The sequence below is a fragment of the Pyrococcus yayanosii CH1 genome, assembly GCF_000215995.1.
Classification (GTDB): Archaea; Methanobacteriota_B; Thermococci; order Thermococcales; family Thermococcaceae; genus Pyrococcus; species Pyrococcus yayanosii.
On sequence record NC_015680.1, the window covers coordinates 169,708 to 191,769 of the forward strand.

At 53.3% G+C, this 22,062-nt stretch carries 27 protein-coding genes, 1 tRNA gene and 1 pseudogene; 20 read left to right on the forward strand and 9 right to left on the reverse strand.

Features of this window, described 5'->3' with window-relative positions:
* Positions 1–97 precede the first annotated feature (97 nt).
* From PYCH_RS00965 to PYCH_RS01030, 14 genes and pseudogenes are all read left to right on the forward strand, one after another.
* A pseudogene (locus PYCH_RS00965) lies at positions 98–364 on the forward strand (DJ-1/PfpI family protein); the annotation flags it as partial.
* A 99-nt stretch (positions 365–463) separates the two neighbouring features.
* Positions 464–1,120 (forward strand): hypothetical protein, encoded by a 657-nt coding sequence (locus PYCH_RS00970; protein ID WP_148236177.1) that lies wholly within the window; start codon positions 464–466, stop codon positions 1,118–1,120.
* 5 nt (positions 1,121–1,125) lie between these two features.
* Positions 1,126–2,031 carry a triphosphoribosyl-dephospho-CoA synthase gene (locus tag PYCH_RS00975; RefSeq protein ID WP_013904970.1) on the forward strand — a complete coding sequence of 302 codons (906 nt, stop codon included), beginning with the start codon at positions 1,126–1,128 and terminating at the stop codon, positions 2,029–2,031.
* 301 nt (positions 2,032–2,332) lie between these two features.
* Complete coding sequence (gene hpkB / locus PYCH_RS00980; protein WP_048058333.1) at positions 2,333–2,536, forward strand: archaeal histone HpkB; 204 nt, start codon at positions 2,333–2,335, stop codon at positions 2,534–2,536.
* Between the two features lie 54 nt (positions 2,537–2,590).
* Positions 2,591–3,925 carry a TIGR04013 family B12-binding domain/radical SAM domain-containing protein gene (locus PYCH_RS00985; RefSeq protein WP_013904973.1) on the forward strand — a complete coding sequence of 445 codons (1,335 nt, stop codon included), beginning with the start codon at positions 2,591–2,593 and terminating at the stop codon, positions 3,923–3,925.
* On the forward strand, positions 3,906–4,301 hold the full coding sequence (locus tag PYCH_RS00990) for a toprim domain-containing protein (RefSeq protein ID WP_013904974.1): 396 nt from the start codon (positions 3,906–3,908) through the stop codon (positions 4,299–4,301). The genes PYCH_RS00985 and PYCH_RS00990 overlap by 20 nt, the downstream gene beginning before the upstream one ends.
* Positions 4,301–5,677, forward strand: coding sequence for a DNA primase DnaG (gene dnaG, locus PYCH_RS00995; RefSeq protein ID WP_013904975.1), 1,377 nt, complete (start codon positions 4,301–4,303; stop codon positions 5,675–5,677). Before PYCH_RS00990 ends, dnaG begins: the two co-directional genes overlap by 1 nt.
* Before the next feature lie 77 nt (positions 5,678–5,754).
* Positions 5,755–6,840: a nucleotidyltransferase family protein gene (locus PYCH_RS01000; RefSeq protein WP_013904976.1), complete on the forward strand. Its 1,086-nt coding sequence runs from the start codon at positions 5,755–5,757 to the stop codon at positions 6,838–6,840.
* Between the two features lie 14 nt (positions 6,841–6,854).
* Entirely contained in the window at positions 6,855–7,559 is a 705-nt protein-coding gene (locus PYCH_RS01005; protein ID WP_013904977.1) for a phosphohexomutase domain-containing protein, read from the forward strand.
* A gap of 11 nt (positions 7,560–7,570) precedes the next feature.
* On the forward strand, positions 7,571–8,188 hold the full coding sequence (gene tmk / locus PYCH_RS01010) for a dTMP kinase (protein ID WP_013904978.1): 618 nt from the start codon (positions 7,571–7,573) through the stop codon (positions 8,186–8,188).
* A gap of 4 nt (positions 8,189–8,192) precedes the next feature.
* Positions 8,193–9,524, forward strand: coding sequence for a signal recognition particle protein Srp54 (locus PYCH_RS01015; protein ID WP_013904979.1), 1,332 nt, complete (start codon positions 8,193–8,195; stop codon positions 9,522–9,524).
* Positions 9,524–9,763, forward strand: a complete 240-nt coding sequence (locus tag PYCH_RS01020) for an Lrp/AsnC ligand binding domain-containing protein (RefSeq protein WP_048058335.1) — start codon at positions 9,524–9,526, stop codon at positions 9,761–9,763. The genes PYCH_RS01015 and PYCH_RS01020 overlap by 1 nt, the downstream gene beginning before the upstream one ends.
* Entirely contained in the window at positions 9,763–10,281 is a 519-nt protein-coding gene (locus PYCH_RS01025) for a YkgJ family cysteine cluster protein (protein WP_048058135.1), read from the forward strand. Before PYCH_RS01020 ends, PYCH_RS01025 begins: the two co-directional genes overlap by 1 nt.
* Positions 10,232–10,705: an Lrp/AsnC family transcriptional regulator gene (locus PYCH_RS01030; protein WP_048058136.1), complete on the forward strand. Its 474-nt coding sequence runs from the start codon at positions 10,232–10,234 to the stop codon at positions 10,703–10,705. The genes PYCH_RS01025 and PYCH_RS01030 overlap by 50 nt, the downstream gene beginning before the upstream one ends.
* Here the strand turns inward: PYCH_RS01030 and PYCH_RS01035 are convergent.
* A complete protein-coding gene (locus tag PYCH_RS01035; protein WP_013904983.1) occupies positions 10,702–11,415 on the reverse strand; it encodes a phosphoribosyltransferase family protein in 714 nt (237 codons plus the stop codon). The genes PYCH_RS01030 and PYCH_RS01035 overlap by 4 nt on opposite strands.
* A gap of 101 nt (positions 11,416–11,516) precedes the next feature.
* On the opposite strand from PYCH_RS01035, the gene PYCH_RS01040 reads away from it, so the two are divergent.
* The 6 genes from PYCH_RS01040 to PYCH_RS01065 all read left to right on the forward strand — a co-directional run bounded on the left by PYCH_RS01040 (position 11,517) and on the right by PYCH_RS01065 (position 15,401).
* Positions 11,517–11,594, forward strand: a tRNA-Val gene (locus PYCH_RS01040).
* 57 nt (positions 11,595–11,651) lie between these two features.
* Positions 11,652–12,935: a serine hydroxymethyltransferase gene (gene glyA, locus PYCH_RS01045; protein ID WP_013904984.1), complete on the forward strand. Its 1,284-nt coding sequence runs from the start codon at positions 11,652–11,654 to the stop codon at positions 12,933–12,935.
* A gap of 69 nt (positions 12,936–13,004) precedes the next feature.
* The gene (locus PYCH_RS01050) at positions 13,005–13,730 is read left to right on the forward strand and encodes a TIGR02253 family HAD-type hydrolase (RefSeq protein ID WP_048058137.1); all 726 of its coding nucleotides are present in this window, start codon (positions 13,005–13,007) and stop codon (positions 13,728–13,730) included.
* Complete coding sequence (locus PYCH_RS01055; protein WP_013904986.1) at positions 13,687–14,262, forward strand: ASCH domain-containing protein; 576 nt, start codon at positions 13,687–13,689, stop codon at positions 14,260–14,262. The genes PYCH_RS01050 and PYCH_RS01055 overlap by 44 nt, the downstream gene beginning before the upstream one ends.
* Before the next feature lie 40 nt (positions 14,263–14,302).
* Entirely contained in the window at positions 14,303–14,947 is a 645-nt protein-coding gene (locus PYCH_RS01060) for a phosphatase PAP2 family protein (RefSeq protein ID WP_048058138.1), read from the forward strand.
* Positions 14,940–15,401, forward strand: coding sequence for a COG2426 family protein (locus PYCH_RS01065; RefSeq protein ID WP_013904988.1), 462 nt, complete (start codon positions 14,940–14,942; stop codon positions 15,399–15,401). Before PYCH_RS01060 ends, PYCH_RS01065 begins: the two co-directional genes overlap by 8 nt.
* A 2-nt stretch (positions 15,402–15,403) precedes the next feature.
* On the opposite strand, the gene PYCH_RS01070 is transcribed toward PYCH_RS01065, so the two are convergent.
* The 8 genes from PYCH_RS01070 to PYCH_RS01105 form a co-directional block, all read right to left on the reverse strand.
* On the reverse strand, positions 15,404–16,414 hold the full coding sequence (locus PYCH_RS01070) for an ABC transporter substrate-binding protein (RefSeq protein WP_013904989.1): 1,011 nt from the start codon (positions 16,412–16,414) through the stop codon (positions 15,404–15,406).
* An 87-nt stretch (positions 16,415–16,501) separates the two neighbouring features.
* Positions 16,502–17,050, reverse strand: coding sequence for a 2-oxoacid:ferredoxin oxidoreductase subunit gamma (locus PYCH_RS01075; RefSeq protein WP_013904990.1), 549 nt, complete (start codon positions 17,048–17,050; stop codon positions 16,502–16,504).
* The gene (locus PYCH_RS01080) at positions 17,047–17,892 is read right to left on the reverse strand and encodes a 2-oxoacid:ferredoxin oxidoreductase subunit beta (RefSeq protein WP_013904991.1); all 846 of its coding nucleotides are present in this window, start codon (positions 17,890–17,892) and stop codon (positions 17,047–17,049) included. Before PYCH_RS01080 ends, PYCH_RS01075 begins: the two co-directional genes overlap by 4 nt.
* A complete protein-coding gene (locus tag PYCH_RS01085) occupies positions 17,889–19,046 on the reverse strand; it encodes a 2-oxoacid:acceptor oxidoreductase subunit alpha (protein WP_013904992.1) in 1,158 nt (385 codons plus the stop codon). The genes PYCH_RS01080 and PYCH_RS01085 overlap by 4 nt, the downstream gene beginning before the upstream one ends.
* Positions 19,047–19,092: 46 nt before the next feature.
* Positions 19,093–19,608: a 2-oxoacid:ferredoxin oxidoreductase subunit gamma gene (locus tag PYCH_RS01090; protein WP_013904993.1), complete on the reverse strand. Its 516-nt coding sequence runs from the start codon at positions 19,606–19,608 to the stop codon at positions 19,093–19,095.
* Between the two features lie 5 nt (positions 19,609–19,613).
* A complete protein-coding gene (locus PYCH_RS01095) occupies positions 19,614–20,465 on the reverse strand; it encodes a 2-oxoacid:ferredoxin oxidoreductase subunit beta (RefSeq protein WP_013904994.1) in 852 nt (283 codons plus the stop codon).
* Entirely contained in the window at positions 20,465–21,655 is a 1,191-nt protein-coding gene (locus PYCH_RS01100) for a 2-oxoacid:acceptor oxidoreductase subunit alpha (protein ID WP_013904995.1), read from the reverse strand. The genes PYCH_RS01095 and PYCH_RS01100 overlap by 1 nt, the downstream gene beginning before the upstream one ends.
* A gap of 2 nt (positions 21,656–21,657) precedes the next feature.
* Positions 21,658–21,927, reverse strand: coding sequence for a 2-oxoglutarate ferredoxin oxidoreductase subunit delta (locus PYCH_RS01105; protein ID WP_013904996.1), 270 nt, complete (start codon positions 21,925–21,927; stop codon positions 21,658–21,660).
* Positions 21,928–22,062 lie beyond the last annotated feature (135 nt).

The following is a 22,062-nucleotide window of genomic DNA, read 5'->3' on the forward strand; positions in this document are numbered from 1 at the left end:
GGTAACGGGGGTAGGTGATGGGCCCGCGAACCGAACCGCCTCTGGCGAGGGGTTAATTCGTTGGAACCCTCGCCCTTCAGGGCGGGGAGGAGGTCAGGTGGCGAGCTTCGAGAGGGGAACCATAACTGGAAAGCACGGGTACGTGGTGAAAGTTGACATGACGTTCGACGAGGTCGATCCAGACGCTTTCGGCGTCCTCAGGGGCAGGAGGGGAACGAGCTACGCCGGCATAAAGGATGACATGATAAATGCAGGCGTCGAGTGGATCGATGCCGAGGTCGTCGTAGACGGCAACTGGGTCAGCTCGAGGCACCCCGGTGACCTCTATGCTTGGATGATGGACTTCGTTAAGCTCCTCCGCTGAGCTTCTTAACTTTTTTGAGCGTAAAGCTTATACGGCGCACGCTGGAATCTCCACAGGTGTTTTCAAATGGTTAAAAAAGGAAGTCTTTTTGGTCTCGCCTTGGTGATATTGCTTACGATGGTGGTATTTTCGGCCATTGCATTAGCCCTCTTCGTGAAGGACTTCTACCCCAAGAAAACCGCGGGTCCCCTGGCCGATGTTGGAAGCTTCAACGCAACATCTCTCATCGTCAGGGATATCGTCGGGAACGTTAGGGTTGTGGAAGGAAACATATCTCATATCCTCGTCAAGAGCAACCTTCCTGTGAACGCAACTCTTAGCGGGGCAACTTTGAGGATCTACTGCCCAGTAAGGGGAGGAAAGAACGTCTGCAGTGAATACAGAAACGGCACCATAGTCATCGTAGTGGGCGGGCCCCTTGAGACCGTAAAAATCGAGGATGTTGTGGGAGACGCCGTGGTTTCCGCGGATGTAAAGAACATATGGGTCGAAGACTTGGTAGGGGAATTCTGGGGAGATGTGTGGACCAGCTACACGATTAAAAACGTGGTCGGCAACTTGGTGGTCCATGCGGGCGGTGATGCCATTGTGGAGGATGTCGTGGGAAACGTCGTGGTCGAGCTTCCCGCTGGAGTAGGCGTCTCTCTTAGCATAGAGCACGTCTTGGGTAAAGTCCTTAACTCGGTGGGTGAGGGTAACGCTACGGTGTCCGTCTACCTCTCGAACATTGTGGGTGAGATTAGCATCGAGAGGTGACGTTCGTGGACCCGTGGGAGGTCGTTAAGGCGTTTGTCATCGGCCCTCTACTGGAAGCCACCGTTCCGAAGCCGGGAAACGTGAGCAGACGCAGGGACTTCAATGATCTCACCCTCTACCATTTCATCTTCGCCTCGCCCGCGTGGGCCGACGTGCTTCGCGAGGCCGTCCTCAGGGGGAAGGAAATTGCGGAGGGCCGCCGACCTCTTGAAGAGGCCAATATAGGCCGGTTCATAAGAACGGCCGTGGAGAAGTCAAAGGCTTATCAGGACGCCAACCCCAACTTCGGCGTGATAACTCTCTCCGTGCCCCTAGTGGTCGCCCTTCCTTCTGGTGGCGTTGAGGGTGCGGGAAAGATCGCCCGGACGCTCATAGAGGCTTCGACGCCTGAGGACTCCATAGAGCTCTACAGGGCCATAAGGATTGCGAACCCCAAGGGAATTCCTAAGGGCGTCAAGTATGACGTATACAGCGACGAATCATTCGAGGAGTTGAGGAGGGACGGTGTGAACCTCCTCAGGCTGGCCGAGATGAGCTGTGAAAGGGAACTAATATTCTGTGAGTGGCTTAACTGCTATTCCCTTGTGTATAAAACCTTCGGAAGGCTCGAAGAACTCGTCGGAGAAAAGCCCCTTGAGGAGGCCGTTCTTTGGGCGTTCTTGGAGCTCCTTGCTGAGAGGGAAGACACGCTCATTCTCAGGAAGGCGGGCCCGGAGGAGGCGAGGCTTGTAAGAGAGAGAGCATGTGCCGTTCTTTTGGGTGAAATGACCCTGGAGGATTTTGAGAGGTTCATGGAAGAGAGGGGCGATCTGAGGAATCCTGGAAGCCTTGCCGATATCATGGCAGTGACCCTATCACTCCTGCTTCTGAAGGGTTATCGGCTGAGGGGGCGTTGGTTAGTCATTGGGTAGGCGGATAGAATAGGGCCATTACTCCCGCTACCTGGCGAATCCTCGATGGGAGGAGAAAGGGCTCATAGGCCGCCACGGGTTGTGAGGGGGTCCAACCTAGGTGGTGCCTTCTATCCAATATATTTGCTCCCCTACACCTCCTTGCTCATTCAACCAACACCTGATGGGCATATGGGGGCCGGTGGGTGATGGCGTCGGGATGGGAGCTTATCGCGGGGTCGAGAGGCCTCAAAATCCGAAAGGTTTATATATCTCCTTTGCCCTAAAAGAAAACGACAAAACCTTTGCGGGGGTGGTTGAGATGGCTGAGCTTCCAATTGCCCCAGTTGACAGACTTATAAGGAAGGCTGGTGCCCAGAGGGTCAGTGAGGAGGCTGCCAAGGTTCTCGCCGAGCACCTCGAGGAGAAGGCTCTTGAGATCGCCAAGAAGGCTGTTGAGCTCGCCAAGCACGCCGGCAGGAAGACCGTCAAGGCCGAGGACATCAAGCTTGCCATAAAGGCTTGATGCCCTTTTCTTTCTCCAGTTATAGATTTTTAAGGGTTCACCCAATTCTCAGCTATGCCGGAGGTTGCCCTCAGGCTAACGAGGAGGAACCATAACGCTTTCGTACACCTTCTGGCGGCCCTTGAGACCCAAGGCTATGCTTTAGGAGACATCCTTGTTTCTAAAAGTCTGGAGGAGATAATCCGGGCGAAACCTAAGATTGTGCTCTACTCTTTCTACTCTCAAGAGGTCTGGGATGTTGAGAGAGAGGTGAAACTGCTGAAGGAAAGAACAGGAGCTATTTTGGTGGTGGGCGGTTACCACGCAACGGCCATGCCGAGGCACACCCTCAGGATGGGCTTCGATATTGCCGTGATAGGAGAGGGGGAGGAGGTTCTCTATGAGCTCCTCACAACGCTCGGAAGAACTGGCTATAAGGTCACGAAGGATCTCCTAAACGTTAAGGGCCTGGCCTTCTACCTAGGCGGGGAGTTCACCTTTACAGGCTTCGCCAAGGTGATGGACTTTTCGAAGTTTCCTCCCTATCCCGAGGCCTTACGCCTAATATCGCCGATGGAGATAAGCCGCGGCTGTCCGTTTGCCTGCTACTACTGCCAGACGCCGTACATGAAGGGCTTCAGGATGAGACACAGGCCGATAGACCAGATAGTAAGATATTCGAGGAGGATGAAGGACATGCGCTATATAACGCCAAACGCCTTTGCCTACGGAAGTCCCGGGGCTATACTTAGGTTGGACAAGCTTGAAGCTCTCCTCAAGGCCCTTCAACCTCTCAGGAAAGAGGGGAGGAGGCTTTTCTATGGCACATTTCCGAGCGAAGTGAGACCAGAGTTCGTCCTTCCCGAGACCCTTGAGCTCCTTGTCCAGTACACGGACACGACTCGCCTTGCTATCGGTGCCCAGAGCGGCGATGACGCGATGCTGAAGGCTATGCACAGACTGCACAAGGTTGAGCACGTGGTCAGAGCCGTCGAGCTGGCCCTCGAGTATGGCCTCGAGCCGGTCGTGGACTTCATAGTGGGTTTACCCAATGAAACCGAGGAAAGCCAGAGGAAGAGCATTGAGCTTATGAAGTGGATAATGCGGAAAGGGGGCAAGGTGAGAGCCCACTACTTCATGCCTCTGCCCGGAACGCCTTGGGCCCGATGCAAGCCTTCGCCCTTGAGCGATGAGATGAAAAAGTTCTTGGGCAAGATGGCGGCCGAGGGGAAGATAGAGGGATCTTGGGGGATGCAGATAGAGATCTCCAGAAGGCTCCAGAGGCTCATCGAGGAGTTCTATGAAGAGCCCTTCAGCTATCACGGGAAGGTTTTGGACATATGCTCTGACCAAAAGTTTATAACCCAAGCCGAGGTAGGGACGACCGTCAATGCACCCCGAAAACTATAAAAGATTGGAGAAGTTGATAGAGAAACTGCGAGAGTTCGAGGGCCTCATAATAGTTGAGGGTCGGCGAGACGAGGAGGCCCTCAGAAGATTGGGGGTCAGAACGGAGATACTCAGGCTCTCCCGCTCACCGCTCGCCGAGGTTGCTCTCGTGGCCTCCGAATATGAGGAGGTCATGATCCTGACTGATCTCGATGAGGCGGGCGAGCATCTCGCAAGGCGGCTCTGCCAGCTCCTAGAAGGTCTGACGAAGGTCGACTTGGAGACGAGGCGGGAGCTCAAGTTCATAGCAAGGAAGGACATAAAGGGTATAGAAGACCTCCCATCCTTGTGGGAGGGCCTGGGTCTCCGTTTCTGGCCCCCTCCGGAGGGGATTTAATGAAGAGGAAAAAGGCCCTACTCCACCAAATTCTCACTGAAAAGCAGAGAAGAGAAAAGCTGAAAGAGGGTGGTAATATGGCTGGAAAAGACGATTTTGGAACGACCAAATACGTAATTCACGCTGAATTTGAGGCCAATGGTGTAGTTGAAAGGCCCGATGTCGTTGGGGCCATATTTGGTCAGACCGAAGGTCTCCTCGGCGACGACTTGGATCTTAGGGAGCTCCAGAAAACGGGAAGGATTGGAAGGATAAAGGTCGAGGTTCACACGAGGGCTGGCAAAACCTACGGGACGATACTTGTTCCTTCGAGCCTCGACAGGGTGGAGACGGCAATAATAGCGGCTGCCCTTGAGACCATCGATAGAGTCGGGCCTTGCGAGGCCAAGATAAAGGTCATTAAGATAGAAGACGTAAGGGCCACCAAGAGGAAGTACATTATCGAGAGGGCTAAGGAGATACTGGAGACCCTCATGGAGGAGGAGATTCCCGAGACTCAGGAGCTCACGGAAGAAGTCAGAAAGGCCGTCAGGGAGAAGGAGCTCATAGAGTATGGCCCCGAGAAGCTTCCTGCCGGTCCTCACGTCCCGTTCTCTGACTCGATTATCATCGTCGAAGGCAGGGCCGACGTCCTCAACCTCCTCAGGCACGGCATAAAGAACGCCATAGCAGTCGAGGGAACGTCGATTCCTGAGACCATCATAAAGCTCAGCAGGGAGCGCATCGTCACGGCCTTCACCGATGGCGATCGTGGCGGTGAGCTGATTCTTAAGGAGCTTCTGCAGGTCGCTGATATCGACTACGTGGCGAGGGCACCTGAGGGTAAGGAGGTTGAAGAACTTACCAAAAAGGAGATTATAAAGGCTCTCAGGAGTAAGGTTCCAGCTGAGCAAGTCATAAACGAGCTCTTCAACAAGGGCAAGAGTTTCTATGATATAGTAAAAGAGAGGGAAAAGAAAGTTAGGGAGGAGGAAAAGGAGAAAGAGGAAGAGAAGAAGAGGGAAGAGCGGCTCGCTCCAGCCTCAATATCCACCGCGGCCGAGAAGGTTAAGGCCAACGAGAAGTTCGTCAGGCCGATAAAGCCCCCACAGCAGGATTACAGAGAGTTTGAAGAGTTCATAGAGAAGGTTAAAGGTGACTCGGTGGCATTGCTCCTCGATGAGAACAAGAACGTCATAGCTGAAGTTCCAATAAGAGATCTCCTCACGGCCATAGAAGAGAAAGAGGGCATTTATGCAGTAGTGTTCAACGGGATAATAACCCAGAGACTCATAGATCTCGTGAGCGAGAAGGGAGTCAAATACCTTGTGGGGGCAAGGAAGGCCAACGTTGTGAGGAGACCCATAAACCTCAAGATAGTTACCTTCACCGAATAATCTTCTTTACATTTCCTTTTCTCCGCCGCAATGCATATTAATAAGATTAAGTAATGAGATACTGAAAGGGATAGACCATGCAGGCTGTGCTACTCGCGGGTGGTAAGGGAACGAGACTTCTTCCCCTCACGGTTTACAGGCCAAAACCAATGATTCCCTTCTTCAATAGGCCCCTGATGGAATACATCCTCGAAGCTCTCGTAAATATTGGGGTGGATGAGGTATTCGTGCTCGTGGGCTACCTTAAAGAGAAGATAATGGAACACTTCGGGGATGGCGAGGAGTTTGGGGTTGAGATACATTATTCGAATGGGGATAACCTGAAGCTGGGAACCGCGGGAGCCATAAAAAAGATTGAGGGGAAAATAGAGGATTCTTTCCTCGTGGCTTCAACGGATATACTCACTAACATCAATTTCAAGGATCTCTACGAGTTTCACAAAAAGAAGGACGGTGTTGCCACGATGGCCCTCACAAGGGTTGAGGATCCAAGTCACTACGGGGTTGCTATTCTCGACACAGACCTGAGGATAAGGAGCTTTAAGGAGAAACCAAGGCCCGAAGAGGCTCTTAGCAACCTCGTAAACACCGGCATATACGTCCTCGAGCCTGAGGTTTTCGATCTAATACCTGAGGGGAAGAATTTTGACTTTTCCCTCCACCTGTTCCCGAAGATCCTAGAGGAAGGCCTGCCTCTCTATGGCTATCCCTTCGACGAATATTGGAACGACGTTGGAAGGCCTTCCACATATCTCCAAGCCACGGAGGACGCCTTCGCTGGCAAGCTTAAGCTTCCCCAAATATCCGTTGGACCTTTGAAGGGGAATGTGGAGAGGGGCGGAAGTCTATACACCGGAAGAAAGTGCGTCTTGAGAAAAACGAGAATTATTGGCTTCGCGGTTCTGGGAGACAACGTCAAGATTGGGAAAAACGTTAAAATAGAGCGCTCCGTTATCTTCTCGAATGTGGTGATAGAGGAGGGTGCCGAGATAAGAGAGGCAATAATCGGGGAGAATGTGTATATAGGGAAAGGCGTCGTCGTAGAGCCCGGTAGCGTTATCGGTGACAATGCCATAATAGAGGATTTCAGCAGGATTGGTGCTAATGTGAAGATTTGGGCCGACTCAAGGATAGGAAGGGAAAGCGTAATCTTGCCTGACTGAGGAGGTGATTGGGGATGGAGATATATCATTCGGACAGGTTCAATCCCGAAGAGCTTGCACTGCTTGGAAGGGCCATAGGAACCGTGTCCCAGGGCACGATAATCGTGGGCAGGGATGGGAGGGCTATAGCCAGATATGGGAAGAGGGCTCTCGTTGTCGGGATAGTCAGCACGGGCTCCACGATAATGGACGTTCGCCTAATTCCTCTGATTGCCCTAAGGGACTTCGCTCGGAGAAAGGGATTGCCCTTCGCGTACGTTTACTACTATGGAGGTATGAGGGTAGAGATGAGCGGCCTTGATGTCGACGAAGTCAGGGCGATACTGAAAACCAAGTCCTTCGTCGAGGCCCCGCCCAACGACATAGGAGCTACGGTCTATTATCCAAATGCCTTAGAGGATATCTTAAGCGAGTTGTTCAAACACTATGACTTTACCATCGGCGGAAGGGCGTTGGTTGATTGCATGAATACACCTGCCGTCCTACTCTTTCCCAGGTTGGGCGAACACTTCGGATTTGAGGCTGAACTTATTAATGACATGATGACTAGCTACGTTCCGCCCAAGCCAAAGGAGGTATTCCTTCAGAAGCTGGCCAAGGGAGACTATGACTTTGGCCTTCGCTTTAGGCCGGACGGAACAGTCGAAATTCACAGAAAGGGAGAGGAGAAGGAGTTCAAGAGTCTTTGGGGACTCCTTGAGTACCTAAAGAACATCTAACCGGTGGTCAAATGGACGGCCTTTTCATAGTCTTCGAGGGAATCGATGGCGCCGGTAAGTCCACTCAGGCAAGGCTCCTCGCCGAGTGGTTCAGAGAAAAAGGCTATGACGTGGTGCTGACGAAGGAGCCCACCGACAGCGAACTGGGTAACTTTGTCAAGAGGCTCATCCTAATCGGTGGTATAATCAATGGGGGCAGGATAAGCCACGAGGCCGAAGCCCTCCTCTTCGCCGCCGATAGGGCCGAGCACGTGAAAAAGGTGATAGAGCCGGCCCTAAGGGAAGGTAAGGTCGTAATATCAGACCGCTACTTTTATTCCTCCCTAGCCTATCAGTGGGCGAGGGGACTCGATGTGGAGTGGCTGATAAGTGTCAACAGCTTCGCACCGAGACCTCATCTGGTGATTCTCCTTGACCTGCCCGCCAAGGAGAGCATGAGGAGGGTTAGGCTGAGGGGTGCGGAGAGTGAATTTGATAAGCTTTTGGAGCTCCAGAGGAAGGTTAGAGAGAACTATCTCAAGCTTGCTGAGAGGTTCCCCGAATTTAGAATAGTTAACGCGATGGCGCCCGTTGAGGATATCCACAGGGACGTCGTCGCCCTCGTGGAGCATGAGCTCTTGAGGAGGTGATGCAATGGCCCTCGATGCTCTCGGCCGGGCTCTCAGCAACGCCTTGAAGAAGATAGCAAGGGCTGGGACCGTTGACGAGACCCTCGTGAAGGAGGTGGTAAGGGACATCCAGAGGGCTCTGATACAGGCGGATGTCAACGTCAGGCTCGTCCTCAAGCTCACGAAGGAGATACAGAGGAGAGCCCTCGAGGAGAAGCCTCCCGCTGGTATCTCCAGAAAGGAGCACATCATAAAAATAGTCTACGAGGAGCTGAGCAAGCTCCTCGGAAGCGAAGCGAAGCCAATAGAGATCAAGGAGAAGCCGATGATCCTCCTTATGGTGGGAATTCAAGGATCTGGAAAAACCACTACGGTCGCTAAACTCGCGAGGCACTTCCAGAAGAGAGGCTACAAGGTCGGTGTTGTCTGCTCCGACACGTGGAGGCCCGGTGCATACCATCAACTTCGCCAGCTCCTTGACCCTTACCATGTGGAGGTCTTCGGGAACCCGGAGGAAAAAGATGCCGTGAAGCTTGCCAGAGAGGGCGTAGAGTACTTCAGGGGGAAAGGCGTTGACATAATCATAGTGGACACGGCCGGAAGACACAAGGAGGAGAAGGGTCTCATAGAGGAGATGCGCCAGATAAGCGAGGCCATAAGGCCTCACGAGGTCATACTCGTTATAGACGGAACCATTGGCCAACAGGCCTACAGTCAGGCTTTGGCATTCAAGGAGGCCACTCCCATAGGCTCTATAATAGTCACGAAGCTTGATGGCTCCGCCAAGGGTGGTGGGGCCCTTTCCGCCGTAGCTGCAACAGGCGCCCCGATAAAGTTCATAGGCGTCGGCGAGAAGATAGATGATTTAGAGCCTTTTGATCCCAAGCGCTTCGTCTCCCGCCTGTTGGGTCTTGGCGACATTCAGGGCCTCCTCGAGAAATTCGAGGAGCTTGAGAAGGAGGTTGAGTTCAGCGAAAAGGACGTTGAGAGGTTCCTGAAGGGCAAGTTCACCCTTAAGGACATGTACGCCCAGCTCGAGGCCATGCAGAAGATGGGTCCCCTAAAGCAAATACTCCGCATGATACCTGGTCTCGGATACTCCCTCCCCGATGAGGTAATCTCGGTCGGGGAGGAGAGGCTGAAAAAGTTCAGGGTTATAATGGACTCCATGACCGAGGAGGAGCTCGAGAATCCGGGGATTATCAATTACTCTCGCATGAAGCGTATAGCGAGGGGCTCGGGCACGAGCGTCAAGGATGTCAAGGAGCTTCTCGAGCAATACAAGCAGATGAAAAGGTTCTTTAAGACCATGAACAAGAGACAATTGGCAAGGCTAGCAAGGAGGTTCGGAATATGATGGAGGTGTTCATCCTCCTCATAGTTCAGCCTGGGAAGGAGGATGAGGTATATGAGATTCTCAAGGATAGGCCCGAGGTTAAAGAAATATACAAGGTCTATGGTGATTATGACATACTCATTAGGGTCGAAGTTCCCAACATAAAGGCCCTCGATGAGTTCCACGATGGGGTCCTAAGAGGGATACCAGGAATCGAAATGACTGAGACCCTCATAGCCAGTTCCTATGGGGGTAGGTGATGGAGAGGGAGCTCGTGGCGATTATCCACCTTAATCCCTTAAATCTCGAAGTTGTTTGGAAAGACTTTAAGTTCAAGTGCGTGGAGAACTGCGCTAAGTGCTGCAGAGAGCTAGATATACCCCTTAGAGAAGGGGACATAGAGAGGATAAAGGCTCTCGGCTATGAAGAGGATTACTTCGTTGACTTCACAAAGATGTTCTACAGGGGAAGTAGATTCTTGGGCTATTCTCTCAAAAAGAGGCCCTTCGACGGCACCTGCGTTTTCCTCGACGAGAACGGAAAGTGCAAGATCTACGAGCACAGACCCATAGCCTGCAAGCTTTATCCCTTTATCCTCGTGAAGCACGGAAACTTCCTCGAGGTGTACGTTAAGAAGGATCCGCTGTGCCCCGGCATAAACCACCCCGAAGGTCGGCCCATAGACTGGAGCTTTGTAAGAGAGTACTTCGGTGAGGTTCTTCAGGCGTATGAAGTTGGAATGCCGGAGGGTATCGAGGTTGATCGACGAGTTAGATAGGAAGATAATAAGGGTGCTCCTAAGGGACGCTAGGATATCCTACAGGGAGATAGCCAAGGAGCTCGACGTGGCCGTCGGGACTATCTACAACCGCGTAAAGCGGCTTGAGGAGGAGGGTGTTATTGAAGGATTCTACCCGAAGCTGAATTATGAGAAGGTTGGCTACGACCTCACGGTGATAATTGGAATAAAGGCTCAGGGGAAGAGAATAAGGGACATCGAGAGGGAGATAGCTAGGGACGAGCATGTCATGTGCGTTTATGACGTGACGGGTGAGTACGACATAATTGTCATAGCCAAGTTTAGAAACCGAAAAGATATGAATACGTTCGTAAAGAAAATACTCAGCATAGATGGGGTGGAGAAGACGAACACACACGTGGCCCTTGAGGTCGTAAAGGAGGACTTCCGACTTGAGCCCTAAAGCCTAACCAGGCTCTCTACGGGCACGTTATACTCTTCCCTGAGCCTGTCTACCACATCGCTGACGCTGATCAGGAAGAACATGCCAACCGGGATGGCATTAGCTTGCTTGCACATTTGGAGCAGAGCCCTCTGGGTTTCTCCACTCCTTATAACGTCATCAACTATTAGGACCCTATCTCCTTTCTTCAGGGCCCACTGGGGTAGGTAGAGGGTTGTTACGCTCCCGGACGCGCTAGGGACGTAGTTCACCTCGTAGAACTTTTCCACACCGACTTCCTTCTTCTTCTTTGCGTAAACGATGTCAACGCCAAGCTCGTCCGCTATCTGGACGGCCAAGGGTATCCCATCCGTGGCCGCCGTTAGGACTTTTGTGACTCCCTTCCCCATGTACCGTAAGGCTACGTCCTCGGCTATGAGGGCAACGAGGTTCGTATCACTGAGCACCTTCATCGTATCGAAGAATCCAAAGGAGTCGAACTGGAGTCTTTTCCTGACTTCTTCCGCAAGGTTAAGGTATGGGGCAAGCTGCTGAGCTAGGATTTTCGCTCTCTCGGTGCTTGGAAGGACCTTTCCTCTGACGTAGCGATTTAGAACAGTAATGGGTAGGCCGGTGATCTTCGAGAGCTCCTCGTAGGTGTAGCTCCTCTTTAAGACCCTAAGCATCCTGATGACCCTGAGTTTTTCCTTTAGGGCTTCAAGCTGATTCACGCATCATCCCCCGGAGCGTTTTGACATGCGCGTGTATAAATAGGTTTCGGTGAGAGAACAGCGAAAAGCTTATATTTTCCCCGAGCGCTTAAAACTCCGGCGGGCCCGTGGTCTAGACTGGTTATGACGCCGCCCTCACAAGGCGGAGGTCCGGGGTTCGAATCCCCGCGGGCCCACCAACTCTTCTGGGCAAAGGTTTAAATTACATGGCCGTGAAATATTGCCGAGGTGGTGTTATGAGCTACAGGGAGTATCGCGACAAGGTTTTCCACTTCCTTGAGGAGCATGAGAAGTGGAGGAGTCACACCATAAACCTCATAGCGAGCGAAAACGTGACTTCTCCGAGCGTTAACAGGGCTGTTGCTAGCGGCTTCATGCACAAGTACGCCGAGGGTTGGCCCAGGCAACGCTACTATCAGGGCTGCAAGTACGTTGATGAAGTCGAACTCATAGGCGTTGAGCTCTTCACCAAGCTCTTCAAAAGCGACTACGCCGACCTGAGGCCCATCTCTGGAACTAATGCGAACCAGGCCGTATTCTTCGGCCTCGCCCAGCCGGGGGACAAGGTCATAGTTCTGCACACATCCCACGGCGGCCACATAAGCCACATGCCCTTCGGAGCAGCAGGAATGCGCGGCCTTGAGGTTCACACTTGGCCCTTTGATAACGAAGCCTTTAATATCGACGTTGACAAGGCTGCCCAGATGATAAGGGAGCTCGAGCCCAAGATAGTGATGTTCGGCGGTTCGCTCTTCCCGTTCCCGCACCCCGTCAAGGAGCTCGCTTCCGTTGCCAAGGAAGTTGGGGCCTATGTCGTCTATGATGCGGCCCATGTTCTCGGCCTGATAGCGGGCGGCCAGTTCCAGGATCCGCTTAGGGAAGGAGCCGACATAATTACCGCCTCCACCCACAAGACATTCCCCGGTCCGCAGGGTGGTGTCATCCTCTACAAGCAGTTCGGCTCGAGCGATGAGGTAGCCAAGCTTCAGTGGGCCATCTTCCCTGGAGTGCTTAGCAACCACCACCTCCACCACATGGCCGGTAAGGTAATTACTGCAGCTGAGATGCTTGAATACGGAGAGGCCTACGCCAAGCAGATCGTCAAGAATGCCAAGGCCCTGGCCGAAGCTCTGGCGGAAGAGGGCTTCAAGGTCATAGGCGAGGACAAGGGCTACACCGAGAGCCACCAGGTTATAGTTGATGTTTCAGACCTCCACCCGGCCGGCGGAGGATGGGCTGCTCCTCTTCTCGAAGAGGCTGGCATAATACTCAACAAGAACCTCCTGCCCTGGGACCCGCTCGAGAAGGTCAACGACCCTAGCGGTCTGCGCATAGGCGTCCAAGAGATGACAAGAGTTGGAATGAAGGAGGACGAGATGAAGGAGATTGCGAGATTCATAAGGCGTGTACTGATTGACAAAGAAGATCCCGCCAAGGTCAGGAAGGACGTCTACTACTTCAGGCTCGACTACCAGAAGGTCTACTACTCCTTCGACTATGGTTTGCCAATGAAAGAGTGATATCCTCCTCCCAACATTCATTTTTCTTGTTGAGTAATCGTTAAATACAGATCCGTCGAAGCTCTCCTGATGGCGATGATTAAGGTCGTGTTCTTCGATCTCGACGATACCCTCGTGGATACGTCCCGACTCGCCGAGATGGCAAGGCGAAACGCCATCGAGAATATGATAGTTCATGGACTCCCCGTGGACTTCGATACCGCTTATTCGGAGCTAATGGAGCTCATAAGAGAGTACGGGAGCAACTTTCCCCACCACTTCGACTATCTCCTGAGAAGACTTGATCTTCCCTACAACCCAAAGTGGGTTGCCGCCGGCGTAATAGCCTACCACAACACGAAGTTTGCCTACCTGAGGGAAGTGCCAGGGGCAAGAAAGACGCTCCTGAGGCTTCGGGAGGCTGGATACAGGCTGGGGATAATAACGGACGGGAACCCGATAAAGCAGTGGGAGAAGATACTTAGGCTCGACCTTGGAGACTTCTTTGAGCACGTCATAATATCCGACTTCGCCGGGGTTCGGAAGCCCCATCCGAAGATATTCAGGAAGGCCCTTAAGGCCTTTGGCGTGAAGCCTGAGGAGGCCGTAATGGTCGGCGACCGGCTCTACTCGGACATCTACGGGGCGAAGAGGGTTGGCATGATGACGGTCTGGTTCCGCTATGGAAAGTACGCCAATGCGGAGCTCGAGTACAGGGAATACGCCGACCACGAGATAAAGAGGCTTGAAGAGCTGATAGGGGTGCTGGAGCGTGAAGAAGGTTCAAATAAGGAAGTTCATCCTGCTGGACGCTAGGTATAAGGAGAAAATCCTGAGGGGCAAGAAGGTCACGACGATTAGGTACGGGGCCTACGAGGCGAGGCCGGGTTCGGAAATATACATAGTCATAACGCCGAGCGACACCGCTATAGCCAAAGCTAGAATAAAGGCGGTGAGGAGCAAGAAGGTTCTGGAGTTGACCAACGAGGACGCGAAGCTGGACGGCTTTTCTGACGTTAAAGAGCTTGTTAGGGAGCTGAGCAAAATATACGGCGAATTGTACGGGGACGACGAGGTCACGATAATAGAATTCGAGGACGTGCGCCCGCTGAAGGAAGGAGTCCCTCTGAAGTGGCTCAAGGGGCTTAACTATAAGGATCCCTACGAGGTTGTTGAGCTCAGCCTTGAGAACTGGGAGAAACTAGGGCTAGGAAGAGATGCAGAAATAATACTCCGTAGAATAAGCGAGGTGGGCCTGAGAGAAGCTGTGAAGCACTTTGGCCCGAAGAGGGTCCAGCAAGCCCTTCTGAAGGCCTACCACGCCCTCTACGGTGCGGGACTTATCTAGGGAAAAGCTTTTTTTATCGTCCCGCTCCTTTCTTATCGCCATGGGTAGAAGGAAGGAGTTTTGGATCCTAACAGGGGTGCTTGTGGCAATATTCATCGCCGAATGGTTTGGTGCCTTCAAAGGCATAAATGACATAATTTATGCCCACACTCCCCTTGTAAGCTCCTCCTGGGTGGTTATGATAACGGATTCAGCGAGCCTTGCGGCCTTCGTCGTTTACTTAATCTTGTTCTTAGCCTGGGACTTTAAGAGGTGTGGAAAGCTGAGCCGCCTTATCTTGAACTTTGCAATCTCCCTCGCTCTCGGCATGGCGGTTGTAGTGGTTCTAAAAGCCTTGACGGAAGTTCCGAGACCGAACGAATTTCCCCTTTCTCTTCCGTTCATTCAGGCACTTCTAAACGCCGATTACTTCGCCTTTCCATCTGGACACACGGCGAGGGCAGCCATTCTGGCTTATTTCCTAAGCAGGCGCTTCCCTAAATACGCACCCATCTGGTGGATATACGCCGTCCTAATAGCCCTCTCCCGCCTGCTCCTTCACGTTCACTGGTTCAGCGACGTCCTCTTCAGCCTGCTCCTGGGCCCTTGGACGTTTATGCTGGTGGAGCTCACGGAGAGCTTTTGGCTCCCCATCTACAGCTCCATCATTAGAAAGCTTGGGCTGGAGGTGTTTGCCGTTGAATAGCTTCGTTGAGGTCTTCGTCCTATCGTTAATCCCAACATTTGAGGGCCGCTATGCCATACTTTACGGAATAGGAAAAGGTTATCCTCTATGGGAAACCCTCATGGCCGCGGCTTTTGGCGTCCTCCTGCTTTCGCTCGTCCTTCCGGCCCTACTGCCTTACATAGACCGGTTGATGCTGCGGCTCGAGAAAACATCCTTAGAGAGAATCGCACGACTCTACCTCTCCTACATAGAACGCGTAAGGAAGAAGGCGCGCCCCTACGTAGAGAGATGGGGCTTTTTGGGCCTCACGATTTTCGTCGCAATACCCCTTCCTGGAACTGGAGTCTGGACCGGAGCCTTGGCGTCGTACCTGCTCGGCATCGAGAGAAAGGTTGCAGTGCCCGCCCTAATTCTCGGCGGACTCTTGAGCATGGCGATAACGATGGGACCGGCGCTCGGAATAATAAGATAGGGTCAGGATGAAGCGGCCGCACAAGCTTTTGTCCCGTGAGCATAGCCAAAGGCTTCAGGGTGAATGAATCTAGCGAGCTCCTCGAGACCCAGGACTATCCTCGGGCCCGGCCTGGATACCAGGTTGTCGTCGCTCACCACGTATATTCTGCCCTCCCTGACAGCTGTCGTCTGGGCCAGGGGGCTATTGCAGAGATCCTCTGGTGTGACGCCCGCGTGGGCCGAGAGGATTATGACCTCGGGATCCCTCGCTATTATCTCCTCAACGCTGACCTGCTTCCAGCCGCTTACATCATGGAAGATGTTCCTACCGCCGGCCATCTCTATGAGGGCCCCCTGGAAGGTGTCTCCTCCGGGCACGTATATCGGATTCCACCAGCTTATGAAGAGCACTCTCGGCCTCTCGGTTCCGTTGACTTTGGTCTCCACGGATTCGACGATGGCCTTCATGTAGTTGACGACACCTTTCGCCTCATCCTCTCTGTTCACGACCTTTCCGAGGGTTATCGTCCACTCGTATATCTCGTCGATGTTCTTGGGCTCGATGATTATTACGGGGGCTATTTTTTCGAGTTGCTCAAGGTATTGGATGTGCATGCTCGTTCCTATTATCAGGTCGGGGCTGAGGGAAGCTATGACCTCGATGTTCGGGTCCGAGAAGCCTCCGATGACGGTTCTGCCTTCCTGGACACCTGGAGGGAAGTCATCGAACTGGGTGACGCCGACAACCTTGTCAAGGGCTCCGATGAAGTAGAGCATCTCCGTTATGCTTGGTGCGAGGGAGACTATCCTTTGGGGCTCTTTTTCAATCTTGACTTTCCTCCCGAGAGAGTCCGTGATCGTTATTGGATAGTTGGTTGGCGTGTACGTCTCCGTTACCGTCTGGGTCACGGTAATGGTTTCTCTGCTCGTAACCGTCTGCATCTGGGCTGGGGCAGTCGTGGTGTTTGAACCTATGCACCCGCTCAGAATGACAATGGCCATTAGTAAGCCGACTAGCAGACCTTTTCTCATCGAGACCCCTCCCTGGATTATTCATCCATTCCTGCAATAATTTAGCTTATAAGCTTTTGGATAAAATCGCCAAGAATAAGGAAGAATTCATAGGGTGCGCTTAGCGAGCTCAAAGCCCTTCCTGAGGGCTCTCAGGTTTATTTCCTCTGTCCCCTTGGGCACGGCGTCCTTGACGGCCTTCTCTATACTTTCCTCGCTTACTATCCCCGTTAGCCCCACGAAGAAACCGAGGGTAAGTATATTCATCGTGAGGCTCAGCCCCGTTGTCTTCTCGGCTATCTCCGTGAGGGGGAGGGCGTAAATCTTCTTACTCTTCTCCATCCCCGCGTCCCTGCGAGGCACAAGGTCACTCTCAACTATAACGAGACCGTCGTCCTTGACGAGGGAGAGATACTTATCGTAGGCCTGCTGACTGAGGAGTATTGCGTAGTCTGGGGCGATGACCTTAGGGTAGTCTATGGGCTCGTCGCTGATTACAACTTCAGCCCTGCTCGCCCCTCCCCTTGACTCTGGACCGTAAGCTTGAGTCTGAACAGCGTAGAGGCCCTCATAAACGGTGGCGGCCTTTCCCAGTATGACGCTCGCCAGTATAACGCCCTGGCCGCCGAAGCCGCCAATAAGAATTTCCTTCCTCATTTCTCCCACCCCATAATTCTCTTGGCCCGCTTCTTGTATTCCTCATATTCTCTCACGAGGCCAGGTCTATCGCGGTCAACGAACTCACCGATAACTATCTTGCCCTCAAGTTCTTCTGGACTCATATTCTTCGCCTTGCTTATGGGCACGGTTATCTTCTGGTACCAACGGATGAGCTCGGGGGAGGTCTTCATCCTGTTCCTCCTTCCGAAGCTTACCGGGCATGGTGAGAGGAACTCGACAAGTGAGAACCCTTCCTTCTGGAGGGCCTTCTTGATGCTGTTGATTCCTTGGACGTAGTTGAAAACCGTCCATCTCGCCACGTAGTTGGCCCCAGCCGCGACTGCCAATTCAGCTATGTCAAAGGGGTTCTCGAACTGGCCATAGGGAGCTGTGGTTCCTCTCAATCCTTTCGGCGTGGTTGGGGCAACCTGACCACCGGTCATCCCGTAGGTGAAGTTGTTGATGAGGATAACGGTTATGTCAAGGTTCCTCCTTATGGCATGGATGAAGTGGTTACCCCCTATCGCCGCGGCGTCGCCGTCGCCCATGAATGCTATTATCTTGAGCTTCGGGTTGGCAAGCTTTATTCCTGTGGCAAACGCCAGAGCCCTCCCGTGGGTTGTGTGCAGGCCGTCGAAATTGACAAAACCCGGAACGCGGGAGGAACAGCCTATACCGCTGACCCAGACGATCTCGTCCGGATTTAGGCCGAGCTCGTCTATCGCCCTAAGCGTGAACTGCAGAACGGTGCCTATCCCACATCCCGGGCAAAATATCGTGGGAAGCATGTCCTTTCTGAGATATCTATCCCTAATCTCGTAGGCCGAGACGAGTCTCACATCAGGTCACCCCTGATGGGGCGGATTATGTCAATAGGAGCGTGAACCTCTCCACCTATCTTGCTTATCAGCTTGACATCGGCCTTTCCGTTTGCTCCTTCGCGAACGAGGTGGTAGAGCTGACCGAGGTTCATCTCTGGCACGTATATCCTCTTGACTCTCTCCGCTATCCTCTCGATGAGCTCGAAGTCAAAGGGCCAGAGGACGTTCAGCTTGAGGAGACCAGCCTTGATACCTTCAGCGCGGAGCATCTTCACGGCCCTTATGGCAGAGCGGGCCACTATGCCGTGAGCCACTATCGCTATCTCGGCATCTTCGAGCTCGAAGGTCTGGTAGTCAATTATGTCCTCTTTGTTCTTCTCGATCTTTTCGACTATCCTCCTGATGAGCCTCTCGTGGATCTCTGGCTCGACGGTTCTTGGTCTTCCACGTTCGTCGTGGGTAAGTCCCGTGACGTAGGTTCTGTATCCCTTGCCAAATATCGGCATCGGTGGAACTCCATCGCCATGCGGGTCGCCGAACGGTAACTTCGCCTCCTCTTCGTTGGCCGGGAGCTTCCTCTCGACTAGCTCTATCTCGTCAGGTCTCGGAATGTAAACGCGTTCCCTCATGTGTCCAACCTCGGCGTCGGTTAGAAGGATGACTGGCGTCCTGTACTTCTCCGAGAGGTTGAATGCCCTTATCGTGAAGTCGAAGGCCTCCTGGACGGTCGCGGGACTGAGGACTATCAAGCTGTGATCCCCGTGCGTTCCCCATATAGCCTGCATGACGTCTCCTTGGGCCGGGAGGGTGGGCTGACCGGTTGAAGGGCCACTCCTTTGGACGTCCACAATGACTATCGGTGTTTCGGTCATAACAGCATAGCCTATGTTCTCTTGCATCAGTGAGAAGCCCGGGCCGGATGTGGCGGTCATGGCCTTTACGCCGGCCCAGGAAGCACCTATAATGGCGGCGATGCTCGCGATCTCATCCTCCATCTGTATTACCACGCCATCCACGAGGGGCATGTAAAGGGCCATCGCCTCGAAGATCTCGCTCGCGGGTGTTATCGGATAGCCTGCGTAGAAGCGGCAACCCGCCAGAATGGCCGCCCTCGCTATGGCCTCATCTCCCTGAATGAAGTCTGCTTGACCGATGGGGAACGGGTATCTCATGTAACCACCCCGCCCGGAATTCTAACGACAAGCTCGTGGAAATCCCTCATCCCTTCAGCCCCTCCTCGTAACCGATGTTAAAGGCCTTTAGGTTGACCTCCTCAGTTCCCTTCGGGACCCGCCTCCTTATCGCCTCCTCGACGCTCTCCTTATTCACGACACCCGTCTTGGCGACGAGATAGCCAAGGGCGACCATGTTAACCGTCAGGGCAAGACCTGTTGTCTCTTCAGCTAGGCGCGTAAAGGGGGCGCCGACGTAGTCTCTATCAGGCTTTACGAGGTCGGTGTCAATTATGAGCAGGCCGTCCTCCTTGAGCGAGTCCTTAACCGTGTCGTAGCCGAGTTGGTGAAGGGCAACAAGGACGTCGGCCTTCGTTACCATGAGGTCGTAGATGGGGCCCTTTGAGACTATCACGTCCGCTATTGAGTGGCCGCCCCTGCTGGCCGAGCTGTAGTCCTGCGTCTGAATAACGTTTAGCCCCTCTATAGCTGCAGCCTCGCCGAGGATGACACCGGCAAGGACAACACCCTGCCCACCTATGCCCGCAAACCTAATCTGCATGGCCTTCACTCCCCCTTAAGGCCAAAGCTCTCTTGAACTTCATCTATCAGCTTGTTCAGCTCATCCACGAACTCTGGCCTTTCTCTGTTCACGAACTCACCGATGATGAACTTACCCTCAAGTTCTTCTGGACTCATATTCTTCGCCTTGCTTATGGGGATGGCATTCTTCAAGAACCAGCGGAGCATCTCCGCAGGTTCCTTCATCCTGTTCCTCCTTCCGTACTGGACCGGACACTGAGAGATTACCTCAACGAGCGAGAAACCCTTGACGGTTAGGGCCTTTTTGATGCTCTCGATAAGCTGGTAGACGTGGGCGGTGGTCCATCTTGCCACATAGGATGCGCCGGCGGCGACCATCTCGGCTATATTGAGGGGATGTTCAACGTTCCTGTACGGCGTTGTGGTGGTTTTGGCCCCGAAGGGCGTGGTTGGGGCAACCTGACCGCCGGTCATTCCATAGATGAAGTTGTTGACGAGGATGACGGTAATATCTATGTTCCTCCTCGCGGCGTGGATGAGGTGGTTGCCGCCTATGCTCGCTAAATCTCCGTCCCCACTTATGACAACTACCTTCTTGTCGGGAAGGCCAACCTTGACGCCGGTAGCGAAGGCTATCGCCCTTCCGTGCGTCGTATGGAGGGTATCCGCCAAGAAGTACGGCGAGGCGATCCAGGCAGAACAGCCGATACCGCTAACGACAACCAAATCCCTCGGGTCAATCTTTAGCTGGTCAATAGCGTTGGCAAAAGCGTTGAGAACCGTTCCACCACCACAGCCCGGGCACAAAGCGGTTGGCAGAGCCTCCTTGCGGAGGTACTTGACCATAGGATACTTGGAATAGATTTGCTTCACCATCAGGCAACACCCCTTATCTCGCGCAGGATTTCCTCAACCGTTAACGGAACGCCCCCTATCTTGTTCACACCTTTGAGAAGAACGTCGTCGTTGATGAAACGTTGCACCTCGAGTATCATCTGGCCGAGGTTCATTTCTGGTACGATTATGGCACGAACCTGCTTCCCGAGCTGTCTCATCCTCTCGCCCGGGAACGGGTGAACGGTCTTGGGGACAAAAAGACCAACCTTTATGCCCTCTTCCCTGGCCTTCAGGACGGCCCCGAGTGAGGGCCTCGCGGTAACTCCCCAGCTGACAACGAGTATTTCGGCATCGTCCGTGAAGTGCTCCTCGTACTTCTCATAAACGTCCCTGTTCTTCTCGATCTTCCTGTGAATCCTCCTCACGAGCCTGTCGTGGACTTCCGGTGTGTATACATCGCGCAGGCCGTTCTCCTTATGAGTTGAACCAGTTACGTGGGTGAAGTAGCCGTGGCCAAAGAGGGGCATCGGTGGAACTCCATCGCCGTGCGGGTCGCCGAACGGCAACTTCGCCTCCTCTTCGTTCCTCGGCAACTTGCGGTAGGCTATCTCGATGTCATCTGGGGCCGGAATTCTTATCTGCTCTCTCATGTGGCCGAGGATTCCATCGAAGAGTACGATGACAGGAATCCTCAGCATCTCCGCGATGTTGAAGGCCCTGATGGTCTCCCAGAAGGCATCCTCAACGCTTACCGGGGAGACGGCAACTATTGGATGGTCGCCGTGCGTTCCCCACCTCGCCTGGAAGAAATCTCCCTGAGCGCCCTTTGTGGCCTGTCCCGTTGAAGGGCCGCTCCTTTGGACGTCCACAATGACTATCGGGGTTTCGGTCATAATAGCATAACCTAGGTTTTCCTGCATGAGGCTGAAACCGGGCCCGCTCGTGGCAGTCATAGCTTTAAGGCCCGTCCACGAGGCCCCAATAATGGCGGCGATGCTCGCGATCTCATCCTCCATCTGGACGTAATAGCCTCCAAGCTTGGGCAGCTCCCTTGCCATCGTTTCTGCTATCTCGCTCGACGGCGTTATTGGATAGCCTGCGTAGAAGCGACAGCCGGCGAAGATGGCTCCATAAGCAACAGCTTCATCACCCATCATAAAGTAGTTGCCCGGCTTGTAGAGCTTTCTCAGAAGCCTTATTTGGTCAGGCTCATCACCCCTTATTATCATGTTCACCACCTTACCGCTATGGCAAAGTCCGGACAGAGCAGCTCGCAGAGCTTGCACTTAACGCATTTTTCGGCGTGGGCCGGCACTGGGTAGTGGACGCCTTTTTCGCTGAGCTCCTTGCTCCACTCGAAGACCTTCCTGGGGCACATCTCGATGCAGATCCCGCATCCCTTGCAGAGGAATGTGTCAACGTCGATTTCTACGGCCTGAGTCTTCCCTATAACAAGGTATCCCTCCTTGGAAACGACCGTGACGTTTTCCTTATCCGCCATGAGCATCCCCCGCTTAGCCTTCACGACTTTTACTTTTGTAAATCATTTAAGCTTTTCGCAACATGCGAAAAAACCTTCACTTTTCTTGACCTTCGCGTGCTATTTTGGACAAAATAGCGTCAATCGTTCGGAGTT